At 40.5% G+C, this 12856-nt stretch carries 12 protein-coding genes; 7 read left to right on the top strand and 5 right to left on the bottom strand.

The features are described from left to right. Positions 1-8 precede the first annotated feature (8 nt). Positions 9-644: a hypothetical protein gene (locus tag KFQ09_RS02490; protein ID WP_017359387.1), complete on the bottom strand. Its 636-nt coding sequence runs from the start codon at positions 642-644 to the stop codon at positions 9-11. A 273-nt stretch (positions 645-917) separates the two neighbouring features. Beyond that, positions 918-1097 carry a DUF5325 family protein gene (locus KFQ09_RS02485; protein ID WP_008345070.1) on the bottom strand — a complete coding sequence of 60 codons (180 nt, stop codon included), beginning with the start codon at positions 1095-1097 and terminating at the stop codon, positions 918-920. A 113-nt stretch (positions 1098-1210) separates the two neighbouring features. Here KFQ09_RS02485 and typA point away from each other — a divergent pair, with 113 nt between their 5' ends. Continuing rightward, positions 1211-3049 carry a translational GTPase TypA gene (gene typA, locus KFQ09_RS02480; RefSeq protein WP_008345068.1) on the top strand — a complete coding sequence of 613 codons (1839 nt, stop codon included), beginning with the start codon at positions 1211-1213 and terminating at the stop codon, positions 3047-3049. 96 nt (positions 3050-3145) lie between these two features. Then, positions 3146-3427, top strand: a complete 282-nt coding sequence (locus tag KFQ09_RS02475) for a YlaH-like family protein (RefSeq protein WP_045034298.1) — start codon at positions 3146-3148, stop codon at positions 3425-3427. Positions 3428-3456: 29 nt separating this feature from the next. Here KFQ09_RS02475 and KFQ09_RS02470 read toward each other — a convergent pair whose 3' ends face one another. Together KFQ09_RS02470 and KFQ09_RS02465 are read right to left on the bottom strand one after the other, a co-directional pair. Then, the gene (locus KFQ09_RS02470; protein WP_008345063.1) at positions 3457-3687 is read right to left on the bottom strand and encodes a YlaI family protein; all 231 of its coding nucleotides are present in this window, start codon (positions 3685-3687) and stop codon (positions 3457-3459) included. Between the two features lie 105 nt (positions 3688-3792). Beyond that, entirely contained in the window at positions 3793-4410 is a 618-nt protein-coding gene (locus KFQ09_RS02465) for a YhcN/YlaJ family sporulation lipoprotein (protein WP_019743435.1), read from the bottom strand. A gap of 140 nt (positions 4411-4550) precedes the next feature. Between KFQ09_RS02465 and KFQ09_RS02460 the strand changes: the two genes are divergently transcribed. After that, entirely contained in the window at positions 4551-5873 is a 1323-nt protein-coding gene (locus tag KFQ09_RS02460) for a PhoH family protein (protein ID WP_025207279.1), read from the top strand. Positions 5874-5888: 15 nt separating this feature from the next. Here the strand turns inward: KFQ09_RS02460 and KFQ09_RS02455 are convergent, their stop codons facing one another. Beyond that, on the bottom strand, positions 5889-6371 hold the full coding sequence (locus tag KFQ09_RS02455) for a hypothetical protein (RefSeq protein WP_008345056.1): 483 nt from the start codon (positions 6369-6371) through the stop codon (positions 5889-5891). A gap of 120 nt (positions 6372-6491) precedes the next feature. Here KFQ09_RS02455 and glsA point away from each other — a divergent pair, with 120 nt between their 5' ends. The 4 genes from glsA to pyc all read left to right on the top strand — a co-directional run bounded on the left by glsA (position 6492) and on the right by pyc (position 12773). Next, positions 6492-7421, top strand: a complete 930-nt coding sequence (glsA, locus tag KFQ09_RS02450; RefSeq protein ID WP_035392166.1) for a glutaminase A — start codon at positions 6492-6494, stop codon at positions 7419-7421. A 122-nt stretch (positions 7422-7543) separates the two neighbouring features. Beyond that, positions 7544-7825, top strand: a complete 282-nt coding sequence (locus KFQ09_RS02445) for an Fpa/YlaN family protein (RefSeq protein ID WP_003212509.1) — start codon at positions 7544-7546, stop codon at positions 7823-7825. Between the two features lie 210 nt (positions 7826-8035). After that, a complete protein-coding gene (gene ftsW, locus KFQ09_RS02440) occupies positions 8036-9247 on the top strand; it encodes a putative lipid II flippase FtsW (protein ID WP_008345051.1) in 1212 nt (403 codons plus the stop codon). Positions 9248-9326: 79 nt separating this feature from the next. Further along, entirely contained in the window at positions 9327-12773 is a 3447-nt protein-coding gene (gene pyc / locus KFQ09_RS02435; protein WP_048001592.1) for a pyruvate carboxylase, read from the top strand. Positions 12774-12856: the final 83 nt, after the last annotated feature.

The raw sequence follows: 12856 nt of genomic DNA, 5'->3' as shown, positions 1-12856 counted from the left end.
TTTTGAGCTTAGTTCAATTTTTCTTTAGCAATTTGAACTGCATCATAGAATGTTTTTAATTGCTCTTGAGGAATTTTCTTAAGCAATTGGTTGAAAACAAGTAATTCAGTAGAGCTGAATCCAAGACCTTTAGCGATTTTAGAATCAATTACAACGTTTCCTTTTTTGTCTAGAACAAGTGCATCACCAGCAAGATCAGCAATTCTGATCACTGATTTGAAAAGCTTTTCGAATTTAGTTGCTTCTTCTTTAGTAAGACCAAGTTCAACAGCTTTTTCTGCATCAAAAACTAATTTTCCTTTTTCGTTTTTAGTGATGCTTTCACTGAAAACGATTGTAAGAACAGCTGCGCGATCTAAGAATTTCTCAGCAGTCGCCGCTTCTTCTTCAGTCAAACCGAGCTCAACAGCTTTTTTCACATCAAATGTGTAGTTGTTGTCTTCCTCAACAAATGAATTGATGAGAATGCTGATAACACGCTCGTTTTTCTCCAATAAATCTTTAATGATTTGTTGCTGCTCAAAAGGAATCCCTTTGAAAGTTGCAGCACTTGCTTGCCCAGGAGCTACTGTTGTGAAAGTAAAAATGATAGCTAAAGCGAAAAATACAACAGAGCTGAGCGATTTGCTCAAAAACTTCTTCATGCTTCTTTTCTCTCCCTTTTCTGTTAAATTTTGTTGCAAGAACAGCATACCATGAGAAACTTTGTGGAAGAATAGGAAAAATGTAACTTTGTGTTTGTTTTTGGAGAACTATAAAAGTTCTTGTCGAAAAATGGAGGAGTTCAGATTACTTAGATTTGCCAACACTATATGAAATTTTTAGTTGAATCATTAGTGTTACATAGGTGGTTGGTCTTGTTTTTACCCAAAATAAAAGCCTTCTACATGTAAAATGTAAAAGGCTTTTCATAAATTTTATGATTGTACGTTTAATTTTCGTTTTAATGTAAATCCTGTACCCATGAAAATCATGGCGAACACAATACTTAAGCATGTTCCCAGTATGCTTTTTTCTGCAACAGACACTCCAATAAACGCCATACTGACGACGGCAAGTAATGCACATAATAATAGAAGCCATTTGATTTGTTTCATTTGTCTCCATCCCTTTTTTTAGAGTTAATATAAGTTTACAGAAAAACGATCGGCATTTAAAGGGGATTGTGATATAATATGAAAGTTATCTAATTATTTTAGGAGATGAAAATGTGAAACTTCGAAAAGACCTTCGCAACATCGCAATTATTGCCCACGTTGACCATGGTAAAACGACGCTTGTTGACCAATTGCTCCATCAAGCTGGTACTTTCCGTGCGAATGAAAATATCGCTGAGAGAGCCATGGATTCAAATGATTTAGAGCGAGAGCGCGGTATTACGATCTTAGCTAAAAATACTGCGATCCATTATAAAGATACACGCATTAATATTTTAGATACACCAGGACACGCCGATTTCGGTGGTGAAGTTGAGCGTATCATGAAAATGGTAGATGGTGTACTTCTCGTTGTGGATGCATATGAAGGTTGTATGCCTCAAACACGATTCGTGCTAAAAAAAGCACTTGAGCAAAACTTAACACCAATTGTTGTTGTCAATAAAATTGACCGTGACTTTGCTCGTCCAGCTGAAGTAGTTGATGAAGTCATTGACTTGTTCATTGAATTGGATGCAACAGAAGAACAGCTTGAATTCCCAGTTGTATATGCATCAGCAATCAATGGTACAGCAAGTAACGATGCTAGTAAGCAAGATGAAAACATGGAATCGTTGTTTGAAGCGATTGTCAACCATATCCCATGCCCAGTCGACAACCATGAAGAGCCGCTTCAATTCCAAGTGGCGCTACTTGATTACAATGATTATGTTGGAAGAATTGGAATTGGCCGTGTATTTAGAGGAACGATGCAAGTAGGACAGCAAGTTGCTCTAATGAAAGTGGATGGCAGTGTAAAACAATTCCGCGTGACAAAAATTTTTGGTTTCCAAGGGTTAAAACGAGTGGAAATCAATGAAGCGAAAGCTGGAGATCTTGTCGCAGTATCTGGTATGGAAGACATCAACGTAGGTGAAACAGTCTGCCCGGTAGAACACCAAGAGGCTTTGCCGATCCTTCGTATTGATGAGCCGACACTTCAAATGACATTTGTTGTCAATAACAGCCCGTTTGCAGGCCGTGAAGGAAAGTACGTGACATCACGTAAAATTGAAGAGCGTTTAGAACAGCAGCTTCAAACAGACGTAAGTCTTCGTGTAGATCCAACGGATTCACCTGATGCTTGGGTCGTATCAGGACGCGGTGAGCTTCACTTATCAATTCTGATTGAGAATATGAGACGTGAAGGATTTGAACTCCAAGTATCGAAGCCAGAAGTTATTGTAAAAGAAGTAGATGGTGTTCGATGTGAGCCTGTAGAGCGTGTTCAAATTGATGTACCTGAAGAGCATACTGGCTCTGTTATGGAATCAATGGGTGCAAGAAAAGGTGAAATGATTGACATGATCAATAATGGTAACGGTCAAGTTCGCCTGATCTTTACAGTTCCATCACGTGGTTTAATCGGATATACAACTGAATTTCTTTCATTAACTCGTGGTTTTGGTATTTTGAACCATACATTTGACAGCTACCAGCCGATGCAGTCTGGTCAAGTTGGCGGACGCCGTCAAGGTGTACTTGTTTCAATGGAAACAGGTAAAGCAACTGCTTACGGAATCCAAGGCGTTGAAGAGCGCGGTGTGATTTTCGTTGAGCCGGGTGTTGAAGTATACCAAGGAATGATTGTTGGTGAGCATAACCGTGAAAACGATCTTGTTGTCAACGTGAGCCGTATGAAACAACAAACAAACGTACGTTCAGCGACAAAAGATCAAACGGTTAGCATGAAAAAACCACGTATTATGTCACTTGAGGAATCTCTTGAGTACTTAAATGAAGACGAATACTGTGAGGTTACACCGGAATCGATCCGTTTAAGAAAGAAAATTTTAGATAAAAACGAACGTGAGAAAGCTGCGAAGAAGAAAAAGCTAGCAGGATTATCTTAATTCCATGAAGAATTAAAAAGATAGAACCCTGAAAGATAAGGGGAGGGAATCTTTTTGAATGATCAGGAAGTAAGTGAGAATCTATCCTTTTTCGCGATGCTGTTTCGTGTCGATGAAAATCCGCAAACAGGGATGTGGCTCCTATATGGCACCATCCTTGTTTTAGCGATTATTGTTTTTAAACTCGGCTTTGCTAGACGTTTACCGATTTTAAAAGCACTTGTCATTTATTTGTTTTTGATTTTTGGCTGCACGTTTCTCACATTTCTAGGAATCTTCTTGCCAGTAGCAGAAGGCCTGGTTGTGGCAGCTGTCATTTTGATTATTTATAAAATACGGCTGCATCGTGCGAAAAAAGAAGGAACAGTGAGTACGTAAAAAAGACCTGAACTTGTGTCAGGTCTTTTTTACGTCTTCTGTTCTTTTTTTCCTTTTTTCTTCTTTTTCTCTTTCGTCGCAGGATCTTGATAAAGAGAGAATCTGCCAGTTTTGATGCGTGCCTCTGTCTTTACTTTAATTCTTTCTTGGCAGTCATCGCACATATATGTATGAATCGGTCGATTTCTTAACCGTTTAGCAACAAGTGTATCATCATTAATGGTTTCAAGCTTTTCACATAATGAGCACTTCACTCTCATCATTTTCACCTCACTTTGGTCATGCCTTGATTATAGCATGTTTTTTGAGCTACTTAAAATCAGCATAAAAAAGGCTTATATCACAAGAGATATAAGCCGTTCTCATTATTTCTTCTGATTCATATGATGGTTTGATTGATCGTTTTGGTTTTTTTCTAATTGCTTTTGATCTTGTTGTTTGAGCTGATGATTCGGATCATTCGTCGGATCTGTTTCGTTACGGTCGATTTCATTTCGAGGCATTTCTGGCATAACACGGCCCACAATGGCTGCTAGTTCGTCCATAATTCCGCTTACTGGTCTGCCAGCTTGAATTTCTTTGCCCATTTCCTTTAAACGGCTCACTGTATCTGGATCAGCGACGACAACAGCATTCGCACCTTCTGGGTCATTTTTCAGCGCTTTGGCGACTGAATATTTAATGGTTTCAACTTTGCTTCTATCTAAATCATCTTTTACATCAATGCCAACGACAGCGTACTTGCCGATGACGATCGCTGTTGCGTCATTTACATCTGCCACATGCTCAGTCACATTCACTAGGTGCTGCGCCACATCTGTTGATGGGCGGGCTTTGTCAGTGTTTTTCTTGGATGAGTCTGATACTCTTACTAAATGCTTGTTTCCGTCTTGATGTTCTTGTGCCAAAGGCTTCTCTTGATGCTGGCAAGCGCCTAATAAAAGAATGGTTTGAACCATGAATAACGTCAAAAATAGTCGCATGTGTATTCCCTCCTTCACAAACTGCATGATTTATTTTATTGTTGAATTAACCTTCTAACTTTATTCATGAAAACATATATTTTAACAATCGTTTTTGGAAAGACAAGGATGAATGAAACCCCGATCAGGAGGCGAAGGACCTGAGTAAAATTTATGTATTAGACACAAATGTGTTATTACAGGATCCGAATTCAATCTTTTCATTTGAAGACAACGAGGTCGTGATTCCGGCCGTAGTGTTAGAAGAAGTAGACTCGAAAAAAAGATATATGGACGAGGTTGGGCAAAACGCACGACGTGTCTCACGTTTAATCGACGGGTTGAGATCGAAAGGGAAACTGCATGAAAAAATTACGCTGGAGTCAAAAGGAACGCTGCGTATTGAGCTGAATCATCGCTCTTTCCATGAACTTCAAGAAATTTTCATTGAAAAAACAAACGATAACCGGATTTTGGCTGTTGCGAAGAATTTGAGCTTAGAGGAAGAAACAAAACCAGATGGCCGACCTGTTATTTTGGTCAGCAAAGATGTCCTAGTGCGAGTAAAGGCGGATGCCATTGGTCTGCAAGCAGAGGATTTCTTAAGCGATCGTGTGCTGCAAAATGAAGACATTGATAACGGCTATCACGAGCTCTATATTCCGACTGAGCAGCTGAATACATTTTATAAGCAAAATCAGTTACCGATAAAAGACGTCACCCAAACGCCATTAAACCCTCATCAATTTGTTATTATGAAGGGAAATGAGGGTGGTTCTGCTTTGGGGATGCTTGATCAAAAAGCAGAGCATGTGAAACGGCTTATTTATGACCAAGAACATATTTGGGGAATTCGCCCAAAAAATGTCCAGCAAACGATGGCGCTTGAGTTACTTTTACGCCGCGATATTCCGCTTGTGACACTTATCGGAAAAGCGGGAACAGGAAAGACACTGCTTGCACTTGCTGCTGGATTAATGCAGACAGAGGACCTCGGCATGTTTAAAAAGCTCATCGTGGCCCGCTCTATTGTTCCTGTCGGTAAGGACTTAGGGTATTTGCCAGGCGAAAAAGAAGAGAAGCTCAGACCGTGGATGCAGCCGATCTATGACAACCTAGAATTTTTATTTAACACAAAAAAACCTGGTGAACTCGATGCGATACTAGCGGGCATCGGTTCAATTCAAGTGGAAGCTTTAACGTATATTCGCGGGAGAAGTATCCCTGATCAATTTATCATTATCGATGAGGCGCAAAACTTAACAAAACACGAAGTAAAAACATTATTAACGCGGGTTGGTGAGGGAAGTAAAATTGTGCTGATGGGAGACCCAGAGCAGATTGATCACCCTTATTTAGACAGCTTAAATAATGGGCTCACATATGTCATTGAGCGTTTCAAAGGGCAGCAAATATCTGGACATGTCAAGCTTGTCAAAGGAGAAAGGTCTGGACTTGCACAGCTTGCAGCTGATTTATTATAGTCCAGACCCGCCATCTTATGTAATGATTAACTCTTTGACGCCTTTAATCGGCTGAGTGATGTTGGACTGATCCTCGAAATAAACGTGGATTGGTCCTTCTTCTGTTATAGGTTTTCCATTTTGGCTGAAATGGGCAATGCTATCCATCGCCTTAGAGAGCGGAACAGCAATTGTTTCTGTTTCTGTGACAAATTCACACGTCTCCGCTTGTTCGAGCGGTTCTGCATTTTTTATCATGTCGCCAAGTTTCATCCCGAAGCTGCCTGTGACAAGTCTTTCTTTTTCGTACTTTTTCTCTGTTTTTAATGTGGGTGGAAGTGTTTGACCTTCTCTTATGACCCGCTCTTGATCAAGCTCCTGATCTAGCTGCTGCTCTTCGTTTGCTGCACTTTTCTCAAAAAATGAATCCATTAAAAATTTACGGTCATCAAAAATCCATACACTCGGATCAATGGTGATCTTGTATTGTACGTTCCCCTTGATTTGAATAATGCTCATGTTCAAGACAACCCCTTTCCAACATAAATTATAGAAGTTTTCGCCCGCTTTGTCACTTTCATAAACATGCACCTCCTTGTACAAACTACGATTAGACGAAAAATAGGGAGGATTTTGGGCATGGCATGTCGTGACAATGAAGAGCTTCAGCGATTTGTAGAAGAGGCAAAAAAGGTGGCCAAAAATGGAAAGGTAGCATCCTATATTCCGGCACTCGGTAAAGCGGATCAATCGGATTTATCTGTCGCTGTTTATCATGTGAGTAATACGTGCCACTCAGCAGGAAATGTTGATAAACGATTCACCCTGCAAAGTATTTCAAAAGTATTAGCACTGGCGCTCGTGCTCTCAGAAGAAGGACCGAAAAAAGTGTTTCAATATGTTGGACAAGAACCGACTGGCGACCCGTTTAATTCGATGATTAAACTAGAGACAGCAAGCCCAAATAAGCCGCTTAACCCAATGATTAATGCAGGAGCGCTTGCCGTTACAAGTTTAATAAGAGGGGCAACGCCGCAAGATCAGCTGAACCGGCTGCTTGGTTTTATTAGAGAGCTTGCCAATGACACCACCATTACATATTGCAAAGAAACCGCTGCATCCGAATTTGAAACATCAATGATTAACCGCGCAATGTGCTATTATATGAAGCAATATCATATCATTAAAGGGAATGTAGAAGAGGTGATGGATGTCTATACGAAGCAGTGCGCCGTCATGATGAACAGCCTGGATTTGGCGAAGATCGCGTGTGTTTTTTCATTAGATGGCAGGCATCCAGAGACAGGAAAGCAAATCCTTTCGAAAGATGTCGCTAGAATTTGTAAAACGTTTATGGTCACATGCGGTATGTACAATGCGAGCGGGGAATTTGCGATCAATATCGGAATCCCTGCTAAAAGTGGTGTTTCAGGCGGAATTATGGGGGCGGCGCCATACGACTTTGGGATAGGTATATTCGGGCCTGCTTTGGATGAAAAAGGGAATAGTATTGCGGGTATTAAGCTGCTTGAGCTCATGAGTGAAAAATATGAGATGAGTATCTTTTAATAACGAATGGCTTCTTTTTATTTTTACAGAGCGAACTGTACAAATCTGCTTGCAATTTTGGGCGTTTCGCTTTATGATAAATAGAAGAATTAGGTACTCGCCTGGGGAACGGAGGGATACTTTTGGCGTCAGAAATTTTAGTCGATCATCGGCAAAAAGCACTGGCTTTATTAAAATTGGATGCAGATAAAATTTTAAAATTGATCCAAGTGCAAATGGACAACTTAACGATGCCGCAATGTCCTCTTTATGAAGAGGTTTTAGATACTCAAATGTTCGGATTATCGAGAGAAATTGATTTCGCTGTCCGGCTTGGATTAGTTGATCAACATGAAGGCAAAAAACTACTCGATAAACTTGAGAGAGAACTATCCGCACTTCATGATGCGTTCACAAAAAAATAATGATTGAAAACTCAAACTTCCACAACATAAGTTTGAGTTTTTTTGTCCGCCTTTTTATTTTGATTGATGCCAAACGGACTTGATTGTCTCATGAAAGACGAACAATATAAAGAGGTAAAACGGGATCAAACGGAGAAAATGTAGTAGAATAAGAACAGCTAAGAGAAGAGAATATCAAGCAGTAGAAATAGACGTTAGGAAGAGGATTATATGTTAAAGAGAATGCTAAAATCGTATGACTACTCATTATTGTTCGCCATTATATTAATTAGCGCATTCGGCTTGGTGATGGTGTATAGCTCAAGTATGATTACATCTGTGATCAGATATGATGCTGCGCCAGATAATTTTTTCAAGAAACAGCTTTTATTTATGATTGTCGGGGCGGTCATCTTGATTTTTACAGCCCTCATTCCGTATCAGCTGCTCTTAAATAAAAGATTCCAAATTGTGATGCTTTTGCTATCTGTGTTTTCTCTCATTTATGTGTACTTTGGCGGTCACATTGCAGGGAATGCTAGAAGTTGGATCAAATTTGGGCCTTTTAGTCTTCAGCCAGCGGAATTCGTGAAGATCGTTGTCATCATTTATCTTGCTGCTGTCTATGCAAAGAAGCAGCATTATATTGACCATATTTTAAGAGGGGTTACACCTCCAATTGTGGTTGTCTCCATCCTATGCGGATTTATTATTTTGCAGCCAGACTATGGGACAGCTTTTATCATTGGTATGATTGCCCTTGCGATGATTTTATGCTCAGGGTTTAGCGGTAAAACGCTGGCCAAGCTGCTCGCTTTATTTAGTGCGGTGATGGTTGTTGTGACACCGTTTATTATTCTTTTTTGGGATAAAATTTTCACGCAGAATCGTCTTGGACGTTTTGAGAGTTTCCAAGATCCATTTAAAGACGCAGGCGCTTCTGGGCATCAATTGATTAATTCATATTATGCGATTGGATCAGGCGGCTTTTTTGGTCTTGGTCTTGGAGAGAGTGTACAAAAGTATGGATACCTTCCAGAACCGCATACAGATTTTATCATGGCAATTATCTCGGAAGAGCTTGGTTTTTTCGGTGTATTTTTTGTCCTTGCTCTCCTTGGCTTTATTGTCGTGAAAGGTTTTTACATTGCGAGAAAGTGTGAAGATCCGTTTGGAAGTTTGCTTGCAATAGGAATTTCTTCAATGATTGCCATCCAAACGTGTATTAATTTGGGCGGTGTTTCAGGGCTCATTCCGATCACTGGGGTTACACTTCCGTTTATCAGCTACGGGGGATCCTCTATCATTTTACTGAGTGGATGTATGGGAATATTGCTGAATATCAGCATGTTCACTGAATATAAAGAGCGTTATAAAAAGAAAAAATCAATCAGCAAACCATCGATTCAAAAAAATGGATTGCAGAAAACTTTGAATCTTTAGAAAACAAAAGTGTACAGTTTTCATTTCTTCCTTTATTATAGAGTACATATAAAATTTTAAGGGATATGGAGGAGTGAGAATGTCACAGAGAACAATTCAAAAGGTTCTAGTTGCAAACAGAGGGGAAATCGCTATCAGAGTCTTTAGGGCCTGTACGGAGCTCAACTTACGTACAGTGGCCATTTACTCCAAAGAAGACTCGGGCTCTTATCATCGCTATAAAGCCGATGAAGCATATCTAGTTGGAGAAGGTAAAAAGCCGATTGATGCCTACCTTGATATCGAGGGGATCATCGAAATTGCAAAACGAAATGACGTGGATGCGATTCATCCAGGATACGGATTTTTATCTGAAAACATTCATTTTGCAAGACGATGCGAAGAGGAAGGCATCCAATTCATCGGCCCAACTTCTCAACATTTAGATATGTTTGGAGATAAAGTAAAAGCGAGAGATGAAGCGAAAAAAGCTGGAATTCCAGTCATTCCAGGAAGTGACGGGCCAGTTGATTCGGTCAAAGAAGTCGAAAAATTCGGTGAAGAATATGGTTACCCGTTTATTATTAAAGCTTCACTTGGAGGCGGCGGCCGAGGTATGCGGATTGTCAGATCAAAAGAGGAGCTGAACGAAGCCTATGACCGTGCAAAGTCAGAGGCGAAAGCGGCTTTTGGAAATGACGAAGTATACGTTGAAAAGCTGATTGAAAATCCGAAACATATTGAAGTGCAGGTGATTGGAGACAATCACGGCAATATCATTCATTTATATGAGCGTGACTGCTCTGTTCAAAGGCGTCATCAAAAAGTCATTGAGGTTGCACCAAGTGTGTCTCTTTCTAATCAATTGCGTGAAGACATCTGTGAAGCGGCTGTTCAGCTGGCGCAGAATGTATCGTATATCAATGCAGGGACTGTAGAATTCCTAGTGGCAAATGGGGAGTTTTATTTTATTGAAGTCAATCCTAGGGTCCAAGTGGAACACACGATCACAGAAATGATCACAGGTGTCGATATCGTCCAAACCCAAATTCTTGTCGCAAAAGGACATGACCTTCACAGCAAAGAAGTCGGGATACCAAAACAAGAAGATATCTTTACACATGGATTTGCCATTCAATCAAGGGTCACAACAGAAGATCCTTTGAATGACTTCATGCCAGATACAGGAAAAATCATGGCTTACCGTTCAGGCGGTGGTTTTGGTGTACGTCTTGATACAGGGAACAGCTTCCAAGGTGCGGTGATTACACCTTATTACGATTCACTGTTGGTCAAGCTGTCTACTTGGGCACTTACATTTGATCAAGCTGCGGCTAAAATGGTCCGAAATTTACAAGAATTCAGGATTCGCGGCATTAAAACAAATATCCCGTTTCTTGAAAACGTCGCAAAGCACGAGAAGTTTCTAAGAGGGGAATATGATACATCGTTTATTGATTCAACACCTGAGCTATTTAACTTCCCTAAGCAAAAAGACCGTGGAACGAAAATGCTTACTTATATTGGTAACGTTACCATTAATGGGTTCCCTGGTATTTCGGAAAATAAGAAGCCTCATTTTGATAAACCAAATGTGCCGAAACTTGCTGTCCATGAAACGATTCCTTCTGGAACAAAACAATTGTTAGACAAGCATGGACCTGAGGGGCTCGCCAATTGGGTGAAAGAGCAAAGCGGTGTACTTTTAACGGATACAACCTTTAGAGACGCACATCAATCCCTGCTTGCAACACGCTTTAGAACACACGACTTAAAGAAAGTTGCGCAGCCAACAGCAGGTTTATGGCCAGAGTTATTCAGTATGGAAATGTGGGGCGGCGCTACATTTGATGTGGCATATCGTTTCTTGAAAGAAGATCCTTGGGAAAGATTGAAAGAGCTTCGTCAAGAAGTGCCAAACACTTTGTTCCAAATGCTATTAAGATCATCAAACGCTGTCGGATATACAAACTATGCGGATAATGTGATTAAAGCATTTGTAAAGGAATCGGCAGAGGCAGGCATTGACGTCTTCCGTATTTTTGACAGCCTAAACTGGGTCAAAGGCATGACGCTTGCCATTGATTCTGTTCGTGAATCAGGCAAAGTGGCAGAGGCAGCGATTTGTTATACAGGTGATATTCTTGATCCATCACGTCCGAAATATGATTTGAAATATTATGTCTCTCTTGCGAAGGAGCTTGAATCCGCAGGCGCTCATATTTTAGGCATTAAAGATATGGCGGGATTATTAAAACCGCAGGCGGCTTATGAACTTGTATCTGCTCTAAAAGACGAGCTCACGATTCCAATCCATCTTCATACACACGATACGAGTGGAAATGGACTCTTCACCTATGCAAGAGCGATTGATGCAGGTGTTGATATTGTTGATGTTGCAGTCAGCTCTATGGCGGGGCTCACATCACAACCAAGTGCGAGCTCATTATATTATGCTTTAGACGGACATGAAAGAAAGCCCGAAATGAATGTTCAAGCGGTTGAACGTCTTTCTCAATATTGGGATTCCGTCAGAAAATATTACCATGAGTTTGAAAGCGGAATGAATTCACCGCATACAGAAATTTATGAGCATGAAATGCCTGGTGGCCAGTATAGTAACCTGCAACAGCAGGCGAAAGGGGTCGGCCTTGGCGACCGCTGGAATGAAGTAAAAGAAATGTACAGACGTGTAAATGACATGTTTGGTGACATTGTGAAAGTGACACCGTCTTCTAAAGTGGTCGGAGATATGGCACTTTATATGGTGCAAAACGATCTGACAGAAGAGGATGTTTATGAAAAAGGAGCAACACTGGATTTCCCAGATTCGGTTGTTGAATTGTTTAAAGGCTATTTAGGACAGCCTCATGGCGGATTCCCAGAAAAATTGCAAAAGCTGATTTTAAAAGGGGAGGAGCCGCTTACTGTCAGACCAGGTGAGAAACTGAAACCAGTGGACTTTGAAGAAATCAAAAAGCAGTTCAAAGAATCACATGACTTGACGTTAACAGAACAAGATGCCATTGCATATGCTTTATACCCGAAAGTCTTTTCTGAATTTGTTCAAACAGCAGAAAGCTATGGAGATATCTCTGTTCTTGACACACCTACCTTCTTCTACGGCATGAGACTTGGTGAAGAAATTGAGGTAGAAATTGAGAAAGGGAAAACCCTCATTGTCAAACTCGTGTCCATTGGAGAACCGAATCCGGACGCTACAAGAGTGCTTTACTTTGAACTGAATGGACAGCCGCGTGAAGTGGTCATTAAGGATGAAAGCATCAAATCCTCCGTTCAAGAAAAAATGAAGGCAGATCGCTCAAATCCAAATCACATTGCGGCATCAATGCCAGGCACTGTCATCAAAGTACTTGTTGAAAAAGGACAGAAAATTTCCCAAGGTGAGCATTTGATGATCAATGAAGCGATGAAAATGGAAACGACGGTACAAGCACCGTTCTCAGCAGTCGTGGATGAAATTCATGTCACGAATGGAGAAGGGATTCAAACTGGAGATCTGTTGATTGTCTTAAAGCCTGAATAATGAGTGAGACACATCCATTTGGATGTGTCTTTTTTTGAGCGCATTAAAATGTGCAGCCGGCCGATAGAGTGATTACACTATAG

Origin of the sequence: Bacillus sp. FS02 (assembly GCF_024398395.1) — a bacterium.
Taxonomy (GTDB): Bacteria; Bacillota; Bacilli; order Bacillales; family Bacillaceae; genus Bacillus; species Bacillus altitudinis.
The sequence above is the reverse complement of the archived record's forward strand: the minus strand, read 5'-3'. Positions and strand labels throughout refer to the sequence as shown.

Excerpts from the sequence above, each read along its gene's own strand:
- KFQ09_RS02490 (WP_017359387.1), bottom strand. The coding sequence starts at position 644 with ATGAAGAAGTTTTTGAGCAAATCGCTCAGCTCTGTTGTATTTTTCGCT.
- KFQ09_RS02485 (WP_008345070.1), bottom strand. The coding sequence starts at position 1,097 with ATGAAACAAATCAAATGGCTTCTATTATTATGTGCATTACTTGCCGTC.
- KFQ09_RS02475 (WP_045034298.1), top strand. The coding sequence starts at position 3,146 with ATGCTGTTTCGTGTCGATGAAAATCCGCAAACAGGGATGTGGCTCCTA.
- KFQ09_RS02470 (WP_008345063.1), bottom strand. The coding sequence starts at position 3,687 with ATGAGAGTGAAGTGCTCATTATGTGAAAAGCTTGAAACCATTAATGAT.
- KFQ09_RS02465 (WP_019743435.1), bottom strand. The coding sequence starts at position 4,410 with ATGCGACTATTTTTGACGTTATTCATGGTTCAAACCATTCTTTTATTA.
- KFQ09_RS02455 (WP_008345056.1), bottom strand. The coding sequence starts at position 6,371 with ATGAGCATTATTCAAATCAAGGGGAACGTACAATACAAGATCACCATT.
- glsA (WP_035392166.1), top strand. The coding sequence starts at position 6,492 with ATGGCATGTCGTGACAATGAAGAGCTTCAGCGATTTGTAGAAGAGGCA.
- ftsW (WP_008345051.1), top strand. The coding sequence starts at position 8,036 with ATGTTAAAGAGAATGCTAAAATCGTATGACTACTCATTATTGTTCGCC.
- pyc (WP_048001592.1), top strand. The coding sequence starts at position 9,327 with ATGTCACAGAGAACAATTCAAAAGGTTCTAGTTGCAAACAGAGGGGAA.